This window comes from Leuconostoc fallax KCTC 3537, from assembly GCF_000165675.1.
Classification (GTDB): domain Bacteria; phylum Bacillota; class Bacilli; order Lactobacillales; family Lactobacillaceae; genus Leuconostoc_B; species Leuconostoc_B fallax.
In genome coordinates this window covers 45,806-63,828 of the sequence record NZ_AEIZ01000020.1, presented here as the reverse complement: position 1 = coordinate 63,828, position 18,023 = coordinate 45,806, and the positions used below count along the sequence as shown (strand labels likewise).

At 39.5% G+C, this 18,023-nt stretch carries 19 protein-coding genes, 2 tRNA genes and 3 pseudogenes; 23 read left to right on the top strand and 1 reads right to left on the bottom strand.

What is annotated here, in order from left to right:
* The first annotated feature begins 133 nt into the window (after positions 1-133).
* From phnC to LEUFL_RS0106155, 8 genes are all read left to right on the top strand, one after another.
* On the top strand, positions 134-880 hold the full coding sequence (gene phnC, locus LEUFL_RS0106190) for a phosphonate ABC transporter ATP-binding protein (RefSeq protein ID WP_010008218.1): 747 nt from the start codon (positions 134-136) through the stop codon (positions 878-880).
* Positions 880-1,701 (top strand): phosphonate ABC transporter, permease protein PhnE, encoded by an 822-nt coding sequence (gene phnE / locus LEUFL_RS0106185; protein WP_010008217.1) that lies wholly within the window; start codon positions 880-882, stop codon positions 1,699-1,701. The genes phnC and phnE (LEUFL_RS0106185) overlap by 1 nt, the downstream gene beginning before the upstream one ends.
* Positions 1,702-1,713: 12 nt before the next feature.
* Positions 1,714-2,523 carry a phosphonate ABC transporter, permease protein PhnE gene (gene phnE / locus LEUFL_RS0106180; RefSeq protein WP_010008215.1) on the top strand — a complete coding sequence of 270 codons (810 nt, stop codon included), beginning with the start codon at positions 1,714-1,716 and terminating at the stop codon, positions 2,521-2,523.
* Positions 2,524-2,561: 38 nt separating this feature from the next.
* The gene (locus LEUFL_RS0106175; protein WP_010008212.1) at positions 2,562-4,070 is read left to right on the top strand and encodes a bifunctional metallophosphatase/5'-nucleotidase; all 1,509 of its coding nucleotides are present in this window, start codon (positions 2,562-2,564) and stop codon (positions 4,068-4,070) included.
* Positions 4,071-4,248: 178 nt separating this feature from the next.
* Complete coding sequence (locus tag LEUFL_RS0106170) at positions 4,249-4,857, top strand: LysM peptidoglycan-binding domain-containing protein (RefSeq protein WP_010008210.1); 609 nt, start codon at positions 4,249-4,251, stop codon at positions 4,855-4,857.
* Positions 4,858-4,958: 101 nt separating this feature from the next.
* A complete protein-coding gene (locus LEUFL_RS0106165) occupies positions 4,959-5,258 on the top strand; it encodes an ArsR/SmtB family transcription factor (RefSeq protein WP_010008208.1) in 300 nt (99 codons plus the stop codon).
* Positions 5,259-5,328: 70 nt separating this feature from the next.
* Positions 5,329-5,410, top strand: a tRNA-Leu gene (locus tag LEUFL_RS0106160).
* A 48-nt stretch (positions 5,411-5,458) separates the two neighbouring features.
* Positions 5,459-5,532, top strand: a tRNA-Thr gene (locus LEUFL_RS0106155).
* Between the two features lie 43 nt (positions 5,533-5,575).
* Here the strand turns inward: LEUFL_RS0106155 and LEUFL_RS12650 are convergent.
* A complete protein-coding gene (locus LEUFL_RS12650) occupies positions 5,576-6,232 on the bottom strand; it encodes a prepilin peptidase (RefSeq protein WP_033192945.1) in 657 nt (218 codons plus the stop codon).
* Positions 6,233-6,469: 237 nt separating this feature from the next.
* Here LEUFL_RS12650 and rpsL point away from each other — a divergent pair, with 237 nt between their 5' ends.
* The 15 genes and pseudogenes from rpsL to rpsC all read left to right on the top strand — a co-directional run bounded on the left by rpsL (position 6,470) and on the right by rpsC (position 18,011).
* The gene (gene rpsL / locus LEUFL_RS0106145) at positions 6,470-6,883 is read left to right on the top strand and encodes a 30S ribosomal protein S12 (RefSeq protein WP_010008203.1); all 414 of its coding nucleotides are present in this window, start codon (positions 6,470-6,472) and stop codon (positions 6,881-6,883) included.
* A 19-nt stretch (positions 6,884-6,902) separates the two neighbouring features.
* Entirely contained in the window at positions 6,903-7,373 is a 471-nt protein-coding gene (gene rpsG, locus LEUFL_RS0106140) for a 30S ribosomal protein S7 (RefSeq protein WP_010008201.1), read from the top strand.
* 121 nt (positions 7,374-7,494) lie between these two features.
* Entirely contained in the window at positions 7,495-9,603 is a 2,109-nt protein-coding gene (gene fusA, locus LEUFL_RS0106135) for an elongation factor G (protein ID WP_010008199.1), read from the top strand.
* A gap of 181 nt (positions 9,604-9,784) precedes the next feature.
* Positions 9,785-10,885 carry an ABC transporter ATP-binding protein gene (locus tag LEUFL_RS0106130; RefSeq protein ID WP_010008198.1) on the top strand — a complete coding sequence of 367 codons (1,101 nt, stop codon included), beginning with the start codon at positions 9,785-9,787 and terminating at the stop codon, positions 10,883-10,885.
* Positions 10,875-11,689: pseudogene (locus tag LEUFL_RS11795) on the top strand (ABC transporter permease). The gene LEUFL_RS0106130 and the pseudogene LEUFL_RS11795 overlap by 11 nt, the downstream one beginning before the upstream one ends.
* 1 nt (position 11,690) lies before the next feature.
* Positions 11,691-12,511: pseudogene (locus LEUFL_RS11790) on the top strand (ABC transporter permease).
* A 9-nt stretch (positions 12,512-12,520) separates the two neighbouring features.
* Positions 12,521-13,590 (top strand): annotated as a pseudogene (locus tag LEUFL_RS11785) (ABC transporter substrate-binding protein).
* 243 nt (positions 13,591-13,833) lie between these two features.
* Entirely contained in the window at positions 13,834-14,142 is a 309-nt protein-coding gene (gene rpsJ / locus LEUFL_RS0106110) for a 30S ribosomal protein S10 (protein WP_010008196.1), read from the top strand.
* A gap of 48 nt (positions 14,143-14,190) precedes the next feature.
* Positions 14,191-14,871, top strand: coding sequence for a 50S ribosomal protein L3 (gene rplC / locus LEUFL_RS0106105; RefSeq protein WP_010008195.1), 681 nt, complete (start codon positions 14,191-14,193; stop codon positions 14,869-14,871).
* A 28-nt stretch (positions 14,872-14,899) separates the two neighbouring features.
* Positions 14,900-15,523, top strand: coding sequence for a 50S ribosomal protein L4 (rplD, locus tag LEUFL_RS0106100; protein ID WP_010008193.1), 624 nt, complete (start codon positions 14,900-14,902; stop codon positions 15,521-15,523).
* Complete coding sequence (gene rplW, locus LEUFL_RS0106095) at positions 15,523-15,810, top strand: 50S ribosomal protein L23 (protein WP_010008192.1); 288 nt, start codon at positions 15,523-15,525, stop codon at positions 15,808-15,810. The genes rplD and rplW overlap by 1 nt, the downstream gene beginning before the upstream one ends.
* Positions 15,811-15,831: 21 nt before the next feature.
* Positions 15,832-16,665 (top strand): 50S ribosomal protein L2, encoded by an 834-nt coding sequence (gene rplB, locus LEUFL_RS0106090; protein WP_010008190.1) that lies wholly within the window; start codon positions 15,832-15,834, stop codon positions 16,663-16,665.
* 15 nt (positions 16,666-16,680) lie between these two features.
* Complete coding sequence (rpsS, locus tag LEUFL_RS0106085) at positions 16,681-16,959, top strand: 30S ribosomal protein S19 (RefSeq protein ID WP_010008189.1); 279 nt, start codon at positions 16,681-16,683, stop codon at positions 16,957-16,959.
* An 18-nt stretch (positions 16,960-16,977) separates the two neighbouring features.
* Positions 16,978-17,334 (top strand): 50S ribosomal protein L22, encoded by a 357-nt coding sequence (gene rplV / locus LEUFL_RS0106080; RefSeq protein ID WP_010008188.1) that lies wholly within the window; start codon positions 16,978-16,980, stop codon positions 17,332-17,334.
* Positions 17,334-18,011 carry a 30S ribosomal protein S3 gene (rpsC, locus tag LEUFL_RS0106075; RefSeq protein ID WP_010008186.1) on the top strand — a complete coding sequence of 226 codons (678 nt, stop codon included), beginning with the start codon at positions 17,334-17,336 and terminating at the stop codon, positions 18,009-18,011. The genes rplV and rpsC overlap by 1 nt, the downstream gene beginning before the upstream one ends.
* Positions 18,012-18,023 lie beyond the last annotated feature (12 nt).

Here is an 18,023-nt window from a genome sequence, read left to right as displayed (position 1 = left end):
ATAGAACATGATACTTGGTATTAGTAACAACCTAACGCATTTCAAAACGTCGGAAAAGCAGCGCGATTATGTGCCGCTTTTCTTGCGTTTGAGCCCATACGGCTCACATACATAAAACTTTAGGACGGCAATTATGATTAAATTTGAACACGTTTCAAAAACATACGCTAATGGTGTAAAGGGATTACAGGATGTTAATTTAGAAATCGAAGACGGTGAGTTTATTGGAATTATCGGTATGTCTGGTGCAGGAAAGTCAACGTTTATTCGAACAATTAATCGACTTAATGACATTACTGAGGGCCACTTAACAGTTGATGGCGTGGAGATTTCAAAGCTAAAAGGTAAGGCTTTGCGCCAGTACCGACGTAAAGTGGGGATGATTTTTCAATCATATAACCTGGTTCCTCGTATTTCAGTAATTAAGAATGTCATGAGTTCGTTAGTACCGGATATGCCATTTGGTCGCGTACTATTAGGTTTGTTTTCTAAGGAAGAAAAAATGCGCGCGTTAGAAGCACTAGATCGAGTATCGATGCTAGATAAAGCATTTGTGCGTACTGATCAATTGTCTGGCGGTCAACAGCAACGTGTTTCATTGGCACGAACATTAACACAAAATCCGAGTGTATTATTGGCAGACGAACCAGTTGCGGCTTTAGATCCAGTCACAGCTCACGAGGTGATGGATGATTTTAAGCGTATTAATGAAGAGTTGGGACAGACTGTTTTGATTAACATTCATCATGTTGATTTAGCTCTTGAATATTCTAAGCGTATTATTGGTATCCGCTCTGGTAAGGTCGTGTACGATGGACCAGCAGATGGTGTGACACAAGAAATGTTAGATTTGATTTATAGTAAAGACGAGGCTAAATAATGGGTTGGTATGATAAATTATTTGAAGCTGAAAGTTTTACACTTGAAAATGGTAAAACTGTAACACAAAAATTTACTCGCTTGCCATTAATTCTCTTCTTACTGCTGATTGGTATTGTTGTATCGGTTTGGGTTACTGGCTTTAGCATTGTGACGCTTTTCGAAAATTTTGCGGGTTTTTGGAAAATTTTTGGTAGTATGTTCCCACCAAAACTATCGTATTTTGTCCAGGTTTGGCGACCACTGTTAATGACAATTCAAATGTCATTATTGGGTTCATTTTTCGGTGCATTATTGGCATTGCCGATTGCTATTTTAGCAGCCAGTAATATGACGAATCATCGTGCAATTAATTTAACCGCACGTTTTATTTTAACTGTTGTACGCACAATGCCAACATTAGTATCAGCGTTGATCGCCACATATATTTTTGGCTTGGGTACGTTTGCGGGAACAGTTGCCATTTTCTTATTTAGTTTTTCGTTCGTAGGTAAGCAATTATTTGAATATATCGAAACAGTTGATATGGGAGCTTACGAGGCGTTAACTGCAACTGGTGCGAATTCATCACGTGCTTTTGTAACGACGATTTTTCCACAAATTTTACCAACATATCTTTCGACATCGTTATTTGCTTTTGAAGGTAATGTTCGTTATGCAGCCATTTTGGGATATGTCGGTGCTGGTGGTATTGGTATGATTTTGAATGAAAAGATTGGCTGGCGCGAGTTCCAAAGTGTGGGCATGATATTACTATCTATTTTTGTGGCTGTTGTGATTATCGAAACGGTAAGTCAGCAGTTGCGTAAACATTTGAGTTAAGGGGAGAACAACATGAGTGAGAAGTTAGAAGCTGTTCTCAGTAAAGAGCCACGACGTGGTGTTCAGTACGGTATTACGATTATCATTGTTTTGATACTGCTCGCATCCTCGATGCCGGCATTAGGTGGTGCTGATATTACAGCTAAAGGTTTTGAAATGGGCCGCAATATCTTGGGTGGTATTTTAACACCGGATACGAGTTTGTTATTTGGATTGGGAGATAGTGGTGTTGCCTATCTTATTTTGCAAACCATTGCGATTGCTTTTCTCGGGACTTTAGTTGGTGCTATTATTGCTGTGCCGTTATCATTTATTTCGGCGACAAATATTGTGCCACGTCCAGTTGTCATTATCACGCGTTTCATTATTATGGCGATTCGGACAGTGCCATCATTGGTATATGGTTTAATGTTTATTCGTGTGACCGGACCAGGACCGTTTGCTGGTGTGATGACATTGGCTATTGTATCAATTGGTATGATATCGAAGTTATTTATTGAAACAATTGAGGATTTAGATTCAGGTATTTTAGAGTCTTTGGATGCTTTCGGATCAACATTATTTCAAAAAATCCGTTACGGTATTTTGCCACAACTAGGGACTGACTTTATTTCAATTTTAGTTTATCGTTTTGATATGAATTTACGTGAAGCGACGATTTTAGGATTGGTAGGTGCTGGTGGTATTGGTGCACCAATGATTTTTGCTTTAAGTGCTTATCATTGGCATCAAGTTGGCGCTATTTTGATTGGGTTGTTTATTTTAGTATTTGTTGTTGAAATTCTATCAGACAAATTACGTCAAAAGATTTTACATGGTTAAGCAATGAGACGACTGCAGTCGTCTTTTTTGGAGGGAAAATGAAAAATTTTAAACTGTATTATACGTCAGATGTTCATGGCTATTTATTTCCAACTGATTATATTCAACCCAATCAACAACCACTTGGGTTAATTAACGTTGCCGCTAATTATCACAAGGATGAACAGACCATTATCGTCGATGGTGGCGATATGTACCAAGGCTCACCTTTATTACAGTATTTACAAAAGCATAGCGACAGTTTTGATGCCGTAAGTACAGCTATGAATATGGCAGGTTACGACTATGTAACATTAGGTAATCATGATTTTAATTTTGGCTATCGTGAGCTTCAAAAGCATTTGTCACAATTAGAGGCAACTGTGATTGCTGAAAATGTTACTGATAATGCAGGGCATACGCTATATCCAGCACAAGTTAAAGTGCTCGGAGATGGTACTAAGGTTGGTTTGGTTGGTTTGGTAACCGATTATATCAATGTTTGGGAAAGCCCAGAACATTTACAAGGTATTAAAATTGAATCACCATGCATTAAGGCAGCCAAAACAATTGAAAAATTGCGGGAAACAGCTGATGTTGTGATTGGTATTTATCATGGTGGTTATGAACGTGATTTATCAACAGGGAAACTAGTCAGTGACACAACGGAAAATATTGCTTGGCAGTTAACACAAGAACTTGATTTAGATATTTTGCTAACCGGACATCAACACGGTAACGTACAACCGCAAGTGATTAATGATGTTTTGACGTTACAAATGCCAAATCAGGCTAAAATGTATGCTGAAATTAATGGTGTTTTGAAACATGGTCAATGGCAATTTCAGGCTGAGACGAAGTCCGCTGGTGTACAACATCGACAAGACATAGTTGATGCATTACAACCACTACAATCAAAAGTAGAAACATGGCTAGATCAACCTATAACACAGCTAGATTCAGCAATTAAAGTGGAAGCACCGTTATATTTAGCGCAATATGGTAATGCCATTTTGAAATGGATTGCTAATGTTCAATTAGCAACATCTAATGCTGATATTACTTTAGTGAGCTTAAATAATAATCCGTCAAGTTTACCGCAACAGTTAACATTACGTCATATTCTACAAAATTATCCGTTTGATAATACGTTGGTTAAAAAACGGGTGAGTGGCAAAGTATTAAGAGCTAGCCTCGAGCATACAGCGCAATACTTTGCAGTGGAAAATGGTGTATTAGTTGTTAATCCAGCTTGGCTAACGCCCAAAGTAGAGCATTACAATTATGATCTGGCTTTTGGCATTGATTATGCTTTTGATATAACGCGACCATTGGGGCAACGTGTTACAAAGTTAAAATATAAAGGTACAGATGTGCAAGAAGATGATTATTTTGATGTTGCAATGAATAATTATCGGGCTGTTGGTGGTGGTAATTATCAAGATTACGCACAATCTGAAACCATTTTGACTGGTGATCAGTCTGTCCAGGAACTATTAGTTGCATATTTTGATACGCATAATCAATTACCGAAGACGCCTGATTTACAATTTTTGCTTAAATACTAAACATAATGTTATTAAATGTATATTAAATAACATTATGTAATCATTCTGAAATGCAACAGATGTTTTATGTACATATTCAACGCATACACTAGTAAACGTTGAGGCGTTGAGATAAATAGTCAACGTCAAATCGTATATTATAAATTAAAAACATTATATTTTGGGAGAATGATTATTCATGTTTAATAACACAAAGAAGACTTTAGCCGTTGCAGCAGGATTTGCTGGTGCCTTAGCATTTGGCGCAACTAATGCAAGTGCTGACACAACTTATACAATTAAGTCAGGTGACACATTAAACAAAATTGCTGCAAACTTTAATACATCTGTTGATGATATTGCTAGTGCTAACTCTGTTAAGGATATTAACTTCATCTATGTTGGTGAGCAATTAACAATTGGTGGTAGCTCAAAGGCAGTTGAAGCACCAAAGGCACAAGTGCAAGAACAGACAGTTCAAACACAACCTCAAGCACAAACACAAGTTGTTGCGGCACCACAACAAGCACAACAAGTTCAAGTTGAAACACCCCGTGCAACAACTTCATCATCTAACAACTCATCTGCTTTGAATGAATTGATTAGTCGTGAATCTAGTGGTAATGTTAATGCTACTAATGGTAGTTACTACGGTATCGGGCAATTGTCACCACAAGCACGTGCAACTTACGGTGGTAACTCAACTGATTATAACGACCAATTGAATGCTATGAAGTCATACATTTCAGCACGTTATGGTTCTGCTGATGCTGCATTGGCACACCACAACGCTACTGGTTGGTATTAAGATATAATCGATTAAGGTAAAAGCCCTTCACATCATGTGAGAGGCTTTTTTATTGTTCAGTAAAGTCTTTAATTCATAGGGATGGTTGGTATAATAAAGATATGGATCAGAAATTAATTATAGAAACTGAAAAAATATTTAAATTATTAGGTAATAAACAACGGCTAACAATCCTAGTTTTACTCAGAGCACATGAATATACCGTTTCCGAAATCATTGATATATTAGATATGGAACAGTCGGCAGTATCGCATCAATTGAAATTACTACGTGAGGCGCAACTTGTTCAACCAAAACGCGAGGGACGAAAAGTTGTCTATGCTTTAAGTGATTCACACGTTTTAACTTTACTAAAAAACGCTATGGATCACGTGGAACATCGATTGGAAAATGATATTTAAATTTCATTTGAAAAATCTATTGACAAAATCGGTAAAATCAAATAATATTAAAGAGTTGTGTTAGCACAATGCAGGTGTGGCGGAACTGGCAGACGCGCTGGATTTAGGTTCCAGTGGGGCAACCCGTGCAGGTTCGATTCCTGTCACCTGTATAGAAGTATCTAGTATTACACTTAGGTAATACCCGAGTGCTTCAAAAAGCCGACTTAGCTCAGTTGGCTAGAGCACCTCACTAGTAATGAGGGGGTCGGAGGTTCGAGTCCTCTAGTCGGCATTAAATAAAAATCACACTGATATTAATCAGTGTGATTTTTTGTTCATGTAATAGCGTCAACATAGGTTGTGACGAGTGAGAAACCTAACGTTACTATAGGAATAAAAGGTAAGACATGTTTTGCTTTTGCTTTGCTGTAAATAATCGCAATGATACTACTTAATAACAGTATCCATATTAATTGTTCGGTATTGGATATTACTGCGATGACTAAAATGACTGGGATATCGCCGCTACCAAGTGAACGACGAAAAAGAGCTAAATAAATTAGAAGTAAGCCGAGAAACAAAATAAGCCATAAATTAAGATGATTAAAATACCGAAGGGTTAAATATCCTAGCCAAGGGTATAAAATCCAAGTGTGCGCGGTATGATTAAATTGATCTTCTATACTGAGAAATAATAATAGTAGCATTGTGATGTAAAGATGGGGATGTGTCCCAACATGGGTCAACCAAAAGGCAACTGAACCTTCGATGATTGCGTAGTATAAACCAAAAGAGTAGTGACAGTAACGACATTTTCCTAAGGTTAACAGTGCTGAAACAATGGGAAGTGTATCAAACCATTTCAATTGATGTTGGCAGTTAAAGCAAAAAGAGCGTTGCTTTGATAAAGGGATATGGTGATTGATGCGGTCGGCAAGACACATAATAGTTGAAACGATTGTAGCGTTGATTATGAAGTAAAAAATTATCATATGCCATATTACGTAAAATTAACATCATTTACTTGCTAAATGTGCCCTTGACTTTTATTGTATTTCTGATATCATATTTGACGTGCTTTTAGGAAATCAGCGCCATGCATAACGCGTGACGTGCTGAACTGCAGTATAAAGGCAAATGTCGGCAGTATTCCAGTGAGCATTTTTGTTTGATAACATTAATGATACACCTGGAACTGTGAATAATAAAAAATTAAGGAGATTTGTAGCATGCCTACAATTAACCAATTGGTTCGTAAGCCACGTAAGTCACAAGCTTCAAAGTCTAAGTCACCAGCTTTGAACTTTGGCTACAATTCAATGAAGAAGAAGTCAACTAACAATGTTGCGCCACAAAAGCGTGGTGTTGCAACACGTGTTGGTACAATGACACCTAAGAAGCCTAACTCAGCTTTGCGTAAGTACGCTCGTGTACGTTTGTCAAACTTATACGAAGTAACAGCTTATATCCCAGGTATTGGTCACAACTTGCAAGAACACTCAGTTGTTTTGATTCGTGGTGGTCGTGTTAAGGATTTGCCTGGTGTGCGTTATCACATCGTTCGTGGAGCTTTGGATACAGCCGGTGTTGATGGCCGTATGACTTCACGTTCTAAGTATGGAACTAAGCGTCCAAAGAAGTAATTAAGGAGAAAACTGACCTATGCCACGTAAAGGATACACAAAGCGTCAGGAAGTTTTACCTGACCCAATTTATAACTCAAAATTAGTATCACGCTTGATTAACAAGTTGATGCTTGATGGAAAGCGCGGAACTGCATCAACAATTTTGTATGATGCCTTTGACCGCATTAAAGAAACAACTGGTAATGAACCATTGGAAGTTTTCGAACAAGCTATGGAAAACATCATGCCAGTATTGGAAGTTAAGGCTCGCCGTGTTGGTGGTTCTAACTATCAAGTGCCAATCGAAGTACGTCCAGAACGTCGTGCTACTTTAGGTCTTCGTTGGTTGGTTAACTATGCACGTTTGCGTAACGAACACACAATGGACGAACGTTTAGCAAAAGAAATTATCGATGCTGCTAATGATACTGGTGCTTCAGTTAAGAAGCGCGAAGATACACATAAGATGGCTGAAGCCAACCGTGCCTTTGCTCATTATCGTTGGTAATCTGTCGTTAGCGATAGATGAGATGTTGTTTTGTGTTTGACCACTTAACAAGATCAAAAAGCGTACATGTAGATGTCGCTTTTTGTTGCCTATAGACTAAAAATCGGGAGAAATATTCAAAATGGCTAAACGTGAATATCCGCTAGAACGGACACGTAATATTGGTATCATGGCCCACATTGATGCGGGTAAGACAACCACTACTGAACGTATTCTGTACTATACAGGTAAAATCCATAAAATTGGTGAAACACATGATGGTGCTTCACAAATGGACTTCATGGATCAAGAAAAAGAACGTGGTATTACTATCCAATCAGCCGCTACAACGGCTGTATGGCACGGTTTCTTTGATCAATTTGCAAAAACACCTTACCGTGTTAACATCATTGATACACCAGGACACGTGGACTTCACTATCGAAGTTGAACGTGCTTTGCGTGTGCTAGATGGTGCTGTTGCCGTTCTTGACGGTGCTGCTGGTGTTGAGCCACAAACTGAAACAGTTTGGCGCCAAGCAACAACATATGACGTACCACGTATTGTCTTTGTTAACAAGATGGACAAGATGGGTGCTAACTTCCAAATGTCAGTTGACTCAATGCACGAACGTTTGCAAGTTAATGCTGAAGCTATCCAATGGCCAATTGGTGCTGAAGATGATTTCGAAGCCGTTATTGATTTGATTACACAAGAAGCTTATTACCCAGTTGATGATTTGGGTGAAAAGTGGGAACCACGCGAAATTCCTGCTGAATTGAAAGATTTAGCTGAAGAAAAGCGTAGTACATTGATTGAAGCAGTTGCTGATGTTGATGATGACTTGATGGAAAAGTATCTTGAAGGTGAAGAGATTTCAGTTGAAGAATTGAAAGCTGCGATCCGTCGTGCTACTTTGGCATTGCAATTCTACCCAGTCCTTGCAGGTTCTGCCTACAAAGATAAGGGTGTGCAAATGATGTTGGATGCGGTTGTTGACTACTTGCCAGGTCCTTTGGATGTTAAGCCATATATTGCGCATAACCCTGACACTGACGAAGAAGTTGATTTGATTGCTGATGATGCTAAGCCTTTCGCTGCTTTGGCCTTCAAAATCATGACAGACCCATTCGTTGGTCGTTTGACATTTATGCGTGTGTATACTGGAACTTTGAAGTCAGGTTCATACGTACAAAACACATCTTCAGATTCACGTGAACGTGTTGGTCGTTTGCTACAAATGCACGCTACTAGCCGTACTGAAATTGAAGAAGTATTCTCAGGTGATATTGCTGCGGCTATCGGTTTGAAGAATACAACAACTGGTGATTCTTTGACAGACGTTAATAACAAGTTGATCTTGGAGTCAATGGAATTCCCTGATCCTGTTATTGAATTGGCTATCGAACCAAAGACAAAGGCTGACCAAGATAAGTTAGCCAACGCTTTGCAAAAGTTAGCTGAAGAAGATCCATCATTCCGTGCAACAACTAACCAAGAAACTGGTGATACTTTGATCGCTGGTATGGGTGAGTTGCAGTTGGATATCATGGTTGATCGTATGAAGCGTGAATTTAACGTTGAAGCGACTGTTGGTGCACCTCAGGTTGCCTACCGTGAAGCCTTCACTAAGACTGTTGAAGCGCGTGGATTCTTCAAGCGTCAGTCTGGTGGTAAAGGACAGTATGGTGATGTTTGGATTCAATTCTCACCAAACGATGAAGGTGCTGGCTTCGAATTCGAAGACGCTATTGTTGGTGGTGTTGTGCCACGTGAATACATTCCTTCAGTTGAAGCTGGTTTGAAGGATGCTTTGAATGCTGGTCCATTGGCTGGATTCCCATTGGTTGACTTGAAGGCCAAGTTGTATGATGGTTCTTATCACGATGTCGATTCTTCTGAAGCTGCCTTTAAGATCGCTGCTTCATTAGCTTTGAAGGAAGCTGCTAAGACAGCTGGTGCCGTTATTTTGGAACCAGTTATGGCTGTTGACATTGTTGTGCCTGAAGAAAACCTTGGTGATGTTATGGGACATGTCTCAGCACGTCGTGGTTTGATTGAAGGACAAGAAGCACGTGGTCCTGTTTTGGCTGTTAAGGCTAAGGTTCCTTTGGCTGAAATGTTTGGTTATGCTACTACTTTGCGTTCAGCAACACAAGGTCGTGGTACTTTCCAAATGGTCTTTGATCACTATCAAGCTGTTCCTAAGAACATTCAAGAAGATATTATTAAAAAGAACGCTGCTGAATAAGCACATTCTAACGAAAGGCCGCCGTTTCGGCGGTTTTTTATTTGGACAAATATGATCACTTGTCCTGTCATATTAGAGCAATAAAAATGTTGTTTGTAGTTAAAATGCATAGCTAGCTATTCAAGCACTAATTTTGTATGATTAAGAAATACATTGGATAAGATGAATGAGGTGAGAGATTTTGACAGAGCAGAAACCAGTGATTGAATTCAAAAAGGTATCGCTATCGTTTGATGATACAGAAGTTTTGAAGAATATTGATTTTGAAATTGAATCTGGGAAATTTTACACATTATTGGGACCGTCCGGATCAGGGAAATCAACGATTTTAAAATTAATTTCTGGACAATTAATGGCGGATAATGGTGATATTATATTTGAAAACCAGCGTATTAATGAGGTGCCTGCTGAACACCGCCGTGTGAATACAGTTTTCCAAAATTATGCGCTATTTCCTAATATGAATGTTTTTGAAAATGTGGCTTTTGGGCCACGGCTTAAAGGCTTAAATAAGGAAGAAATCAAATCCAAGGTGTATGAAATGCTGGATTTGGTTAAGTTGCGTGAATTTGCTAACCGTGAAATAGATGAACTGTCTGGGGGACAGCAACAACGTATTGCGATTGCGCGGGCGTTAGCTAATGAACCTCAAGTATTGTTATTGGATGAACCACTATCTGCACTGGATTATAAGTTGCGTAAAGAAATGCAGTACGAATTAAGAGAGATCCAACAGCGCTTAGGTATTACATTTATCTTCGTGACTCATGATCAAGAAGAAGCGTTAGCGATGTCAGATTGGATTTTTGTTATGAACGATGGTGTTATCCAACAAAATGGGACACCTGAGGATATTTATGACGAACCCATTAATCATTTCGTTGCTGATTTTATTGGTGAAAGTAATATTGTTGAAGGTAGCATGCGCTCAGATTATTTAGTGCATTTCGTGGGTAAGGATTTCGAAAATGTCGATGCTGGTATGCGTGCCAACGAACGTGTGGAGGTTGTGCTGCGACCGGAAGATTTGGATTTAGTTCCCATTGATGAGGGGAAGTTGGTTGTTACAATCGAAACTCAGTCATTTAGAGGTGATTTTTATGAAATCACGGCAATAGATGATGATGGTAATGAATGGCAAGTACAAGCGACAAATTCAGCGACAATTGGTGAACGTGTGGGGCTATTTTTTCATCCAGAAGATATTCATATTATGCGTTTTAATGAATCAGAAGATGACTTTGATGCACGTTTAGAAAGTTATGAGGACGATGATGAATAGTAAGCAACAACGAAGATTATTTTATCTGGTTCCTTATGGCTTTTGGCTTGTGCTTTTTGTGATTGCACCGTTGGTTTTATTATTGATGCAAAGTCTAACTACGGCGGACGGGCACTTTACATTACGACACTATATGACTTATTTTGGGTCAGGTACGTATCTGCGTATGACCTTTAATTCAGTTTTTTATGCTGTTGTGATTACCTTAATCACTTTAGTTATTAGTTATCCCACGGCATACTTGCTAAATCAGTTAAAGCAACGTCAATTTTGGTTGTTGCTGGTCATCTTGCCAACATGGATTAACTTATTATTAAAGACGTATGCGTTTATTGGCTTGTTGAGTCATACTGGGTCAGTTAATGCGTTTTTATCTTTTTTGGTATTGCACCGCAACAGTTATTATTTAGCGACTGGAGTTTTTTGCTAGTGGCAAGTTATATTGAAATTCCTTTTATGATCTTACCTATTTTTAATTCATTAGCTGAATTGGATCCTAAGTTAACGCAAGCGAGTCATGATTTGGGTGCTAATAAGTGGCAAACACTTCGGCGTGTCATTGTGCCGCTGTCGATGCCAGGTGTGAAGTCAGGTATTCAAGCAGTGTTTATTCCCAGCTTGAGTCTTTTCATGATTACACGATTAATTGGCGGTAACCGCGTCATTACTTTAGGTACAGCGATTGAGGAACATTTTTTAGTGACACAAAATTGGCAATTAGGTTCAACGATTGGCGTGATCTTGATTGTTGCGATGGTGATCACTATGATTTTGACACGAGATCGTGCTAGAAAGAGGCGTTAAAATGAAAAAAGTCAGATGGTCAAATCTATATTTATGGATAGTCTTCATATTATTATATCTACCTATTTTTTCCTAGTTATATATTCTTTTAACGCTGGCGATGTGATGCAAGGTTGGGACGGTTTTTCTTTAAAACATTATCAAGAACTCTTTGCCGATACTCGTATTATTGAAATTGTGCTCAATACATTTGTGGTGGCGCTGTTATCCTCTTTGATTGCGAGTGTGATTGGTACTGCAGGTGCATTATATATTTATAATCAGAGCAGTCGGACGATGAAGGATATTGTTTTGTCGTTAAATAATGTTTTGTTAGTCTCTCCAGACGTTATTATTGGTGCGAGCTTTTTGATACTCTTTACGGTTGTTGGTTTTTCATTGGGCTTTATGAGTGTGTTGTTATCACATATTGCGTTTTCGATTCCAATTGTCGTGTTGATGGTTTTACCCAAATTAAAAGAGATGAATACATCTTTAGTAGCTGCTGCAAAAGATTTGGGTGCCAATAATTGGCAGATGTTATCACGCGTTATTTTACCGGTTATTTCACCGGGCATATTAGCAGGCTTTTTTATGGCTTTTACCTATTCATTAGATGACTTTGCGGTCACATTTTTTGTAACGGGGAATGGCTTCTCTACGCTATCAGTCGAAATATACTCGCGTGCTCGTCAAGGAATTAGTCTTGAAATTAATGCCTTAAGTGCTTTGATGTTTGTTGTATCATTGTTACTTGTGTTAACGTATTACTTTGTTTCAACACGATCACAGAATAAAAAGCACACGACGCGCTTAATTACTTCAGCGACGGAGGGCGTCTAATATGAAAAAATATTAGCTTTTATTGTTTGTGTTTTATTGCTGGTTGGATTAGCTTTTGGCGCGCGTTATTATTTATTGGCAAGTACAGGTAATACACGTGAATCGAGTAAAACCTTAAACCTTTATAATTGGGGCGATTATATTGATCCGGCGTTATTGAAACGTTTCACGGCCGAAACAGGCTATCAAGTTAATTACGAAACATTTGATTCTAATGAAGCGATGTATACAAAAATTAAACAAGGTGGTACGCATTATGATTTAGCCATTCCATCAGAGTACATGATTTCTAAGATGAAACGTGAGCATTTATTATTGAAGTTGGATCATCATCGTCTAAAAGGACTTGAAAATTATGATCAGCGCTTTTTAAATCAGAATTTTGATTTAGGAAACCAGTATTCTTTACCATATTTTTGGGGAACGTTGGGCATTATTTATAATGAAGACACCGTGAGTGCAAAAGAAGTGCAACACTGGGATCAATTGTGGTCACCTCAATTTAAACAACGTATTATGCTGATTGATTCAGCAAGAGATGTACTTGGATTTACTTTGATTACGCAAGGTAAGTCAGTTAATACACGGTCGGCTGCTGATTTAGCTGCGGCACAAGGCAAGTTATCTACTTTGATGCCTAACGTTAAGGCGATTATTGCAGACGAGATTAAAATGTATATGGCACAAGGTGAGGCTGATGTTGCGGTCACTTATTCTGGTGAAGCCGCAGAGGCGATGAGTCATAATTCGCATTTGCGTTATACGGTACCTTCAGAAGGATCCAATGTATGGTTTGATAATATAGTGATGCCAAAGACTGCCAAAAATAAAAAGCAGCCTATGCTTTCTTGAATTTTATGAACGAGCCAAAGAATGCAGCACAAAATGCTGAATATATTGGATATGCGACACCGAATAAAAAGGCGTTGGCTTTATTACCAAAGTCGATTCGGAATGATCGACAATTTTATCCAGATGATAAAACAATCGCACATTTGCAAGTTTATGATGATTTAGGACAGAAATGGACTGAAAAGTACAATGATGCCTTCTTAGAGTTTAAGATGGTTAATCGTTGATTAATTATAAAAAATACTAGAAAAGCCTTGCTATTGCAAGGTTTTTCTAGTATTATATACAAGTACGCTTTTGTAAGAGCACGAGTATAAGTGCTCTAAAACACTGGTGTATCAATGTTTAGCAATGATGTTTAAGGTTGCGACACGCGCGGCCGCGTTGCCATGGGCGCGCAAACACAAGCATATGTTGTCGGTTTTTAAACGGAGTTAGCTGGTTTTGAAAATCAACGAGGAGGCACGAAAATGGCACAAAAGAAAATCCGTATCCGCTTGAAGGCATACGAGCACCGTATTTTAGATCAATCAGCAGAAAAGATTGTTGAAACAGCTAAGCGTACGGGCGCTGAAATTGCAGGTCCTATTCCTTTGCCAACAGAACGTACATTGTATACAATTCTACGTTCACCACATAAGCACAAGGATAGCCGTGAACAATTTGAAATGCGCACGCATAAGCGTTTGATTGACATTGTGAACCCAACTGATAAAACAGTTGATTCATTACGTAAGCTTGAATTACCAAGCGGCGTAGCAATCGAAATTAAGTTGTAATTGATATAAATTACGAGAATATATATTAAACTATTGAGGAGTATAGTCATGACTAAAGGTATCTTAGGCCGCAAAGTCGGTATGACTCAGGTTTTCACTGAAACTGGCGAATTAATCGCAGTTACTGCAGTTGAAGCTACACCAAACGTTGTTTTGCAATTAAAAAATGCAGAAACAGACGGATACAGTGCAGTGCAACTTGGTTACCAAGATAAGCGCGAAGTTTTGTCAAACAAACCTGAACAAGGTCACGCTAAAAAAGCAAACACGACCCCTAAGCGCTACATTCGTGAAATCCGTGACGCGGAAGGCGAATTTAACGTTGGGGATGAGATTAAAGTTGATACATTCCAAGCTGGTGATTACGTCGATGTAACTGGTATCACTAAGGGACATGGTTTCCAAGGTGCTATCAAGCGTTTGGGACAATCACGTGGTCCTATGGCTCACGGATCTCGTTACCACCGTCGCCCTGGTTCAATGGGTGCTATCATCAACCGTGTGTTCAAGGGAAAGCTTTTGCCTGGTCGCATGGGTAACAACAAGCGTACAATGCAAAACGTTGCAATCGTACATGTTGATGTTGAAAACAACCTATTGTTGCTAAAGGGTAACGTACCTGGTGCAAACAAGAGTCTATTAACAATTAAGTCTACTGTAAAAGTTAATGCAAAGCATCCTGCAATCAAGATGGCTGGTGTAGAAGCAGCTGCTGCAGACGAAGCTTAATATAAATTATTTAGAAAGGAGAACAATCATGACTAAAGTTGCTGTATTAAAGCAAGATGGTAGCCAAGCTACAGAAATCGAATTGAACGATGCGGTGTTTGGTGTTGAACCAAACAATGCGGTTGTGACAGACGCTGTTTTGATGCAACGTGCTGCACTTCGCCAAGGAACGCACGCTGTTAAAAACCGTTCAGCAGTGAGCGGTGGTGGTAAGAAGCCTTGGAAACAAAAAGGTACTGGACGTGCCCGTCAGGGTTCAACGCGTTCACCACAGTGGCGTGGCGGTGGAGTTGTCTTCGGACCTACACCTCGTTCATACGCTTACCGTATCAACCGTAAATCATATCAATTAGCGTTGAAATCAGCTTTGAGCCAAAAAGTATCAGAAAGCAAGTTACTTGTTGTTGATGCTTTGAGTTTTGAAACACCAAAGACAAAGGCTTTTGGCCAAGTTTTGGCTAACTTGTCAGTTGATTCAAAAGTATTAGTTATCGTTGACGAAGATAATGATAACGCAATCTTGTCAGCTCGTAACTTGAACAATGTACAAGTTATGACAGCTAAGGGTATTAACGTGCTTGACGTGGTAAACGCTGACAAATTAGTGATTGTTCAGTCAGCAATCGAAGAAATCCAAGGAGGTCTTGCCTAATGGATGCACGCGATATTATCCGTCGCCCAATCATCACCGAAGCTTCAATGGCGCAAACAGAAAACAAGCGCTATGTCTTCGAAGTTGATGTGCGCGCTACAAAGCCTCAAATTAAGCAGGCTATCGAATCAATTTTCGATGTACAAATTTCACGTTTGAATACAGCAAACGTACGCGGCAAGAAGAAGCGCCAAGGACGTTATGTTGGTTACACACGTAAGATGAAGAAAGCAACGGTAACGTTGTCACAAGATTCAAAAGATATTCAAATCTTTAACGAAGGTTAATCTTAAAAGGAGGAAAAGACATTGGCTATCAAGAAATACAAGCCAACCTCAAACGGTCGTCGTAATATGACATCTTTGGATTTCGCTGAAATCACAAAGAGTGTACCGGAAAAGAGTTTGTTGGCCAAAAAATCAAAAACTGGCGCACGTAACGCATCTGGTCGTATGACAGTACGTCATCACGCTGGTGGACATAAACAAGCTTATCGTTTGGTTGATTTCAAACGTATTAAGGATGACAAGACTGCTACGGTTAAGGCAATCGAATATGATCCAAATCGTACAGCAAACATCGCTTTGTTAGTATATGAAGATGGTGTTAAGTCATATATCTTGGCGCCTAAGGGACTTAAGGTTGGTGCAAAAATCCAATCTGGTTCTGATGCCGATATTAAGATTGGTAATGCCTTGCCATTAGCTAACATCCCTGAAGGTACTTTAATTCACAATATTGAATTGAAGCCTGGTAAAGGTGGACAGTTGGCACGTTCAGCTGGAACATCTGCTCAAATTTTGGGTAAAGATGGTAAGTATGTGATTGTACGTTTGACTTCAGGTGAAGTTCGTATGGTATTGGCAACAAACCGTGCAACAATTGGTGAAGTTGGTAATGCAGAACATTCATTGGTTAACTGGGGTAAAGCTGGTCGTAACCGTTGGCGTGGTAAGCGTCCACACGTACGTGGATCAGTTATGAACCCTAACGATCACCCACATGGTGGTGGTGAAGGTAAGGCGCCTGTCGGTCGTCCAAGTCCAATGAGCCCATGGGGTAAGAAAACAGCAGGTAAGAAGACTCGTAACGTTAAGAAGCAGTCTTCAAAGCTAATTGTTCGCGGCCGTAAAGGCAAGTAAGGAAGGAGACAAATAATGGCTCGTAGTTTAAAAAAGGGACCATTTGCGGACCCACACTTGCTTAAGAAGATTGACGCACAACAAGACTCTGAAAAGAAGTCTGTGATCAAGACTTGGTCACGTCGTTCAACAATCTTCCCAAGTTTTATCGGCTTTACAATTGCCGTTTATGATGGTCGCAAGCACGTTCCAGTTTATGTACAAGAAGATATGGTTGGTCATAAGTTGGGTGAATTTGTTCCAACTCGTACGTTTAAAGGTCACAAGAACGACGACAAGAAGACCGCTAAATAATAAGGAGGAAATTGAGAAATGGCTGAACAAGTTACTTCAGCTCGCGCGACAGCCAAGATTGTTCGCGTTGCCCCACGTAAGGCACGCTTAGTTCTTGATACACTTCGTCGCAAGAGTGTTAACGAAGCATTTGCAATTTTGCAGTTCCTACCTAACACGTCTTCAGAAGATATTTATAAGGTTTTGAACTCAGCAGTTGCTAATGCTGAAAACAACTTCTCTCTTGATAGAGAAGATCTAATTGTGAAGGAAGCCTTTGCTAACGAAGGACCAACGCTTAAGCGTTTCCGTCCACGTGCCAAGGGTTCAGCTTCACCTATTAACAAGCGTACTAGCCACATCACAATTGTGGTTGCTGAGAAGGAGGCAAAGTAATGGGTCAAAAGATTAACCCTACTGGATTCCGTGTCGGCGTTATTCGCGACTGGGATGCAAAGTGGTTTGCTGACAAGGCTGATTATGCTAACCAACTTCACGAAGATTTGCGTATTCGCAAATTTATCGAAAAGAATTTAGCTGACGCCTCAGTTGATCGCGTTGAAATTGAACGTAGTACAAAGTCACGTGTTGATATTTCTATTCATACTGCAAAGCCAGGAATGGTTATTGGTAAGGGTGGATCTGAAGTTGAAAAGCTTCGTACACAGTTGGCAAAGTTAACAGATGTTGATGAAAAAGGACGTGCCAAGCGCGTGTTTATTAACATTGTTGAAATCAAGAAGCCTGACTTGTCTGCCCACTTGGTTGGACAACAAGTTGCCGGAGACTTGGAACGCCGTGTGGCATTCCGTCGTGCAATGCGTGGCGCTATTCAGCGTGCAACGCGTTCTGGCGCAAAGGGAATCAAGATCATGGTTTCAGGACGTTTGAATGGTGCAGATATTGCTCGTATTGAACAATATACTGAAGGTACAGTACCTTTGCACACATTGCGTGCTGATATTGATTACTCATGGGACGAAGCTGATACAGCTTATGGTCACTTGGGTATCAAGACATGGATTTACCGTGGTGATATCTTGCCTAAAAAGGCAAACAAGACTAATAAGTAAGGAGGGAAGCAA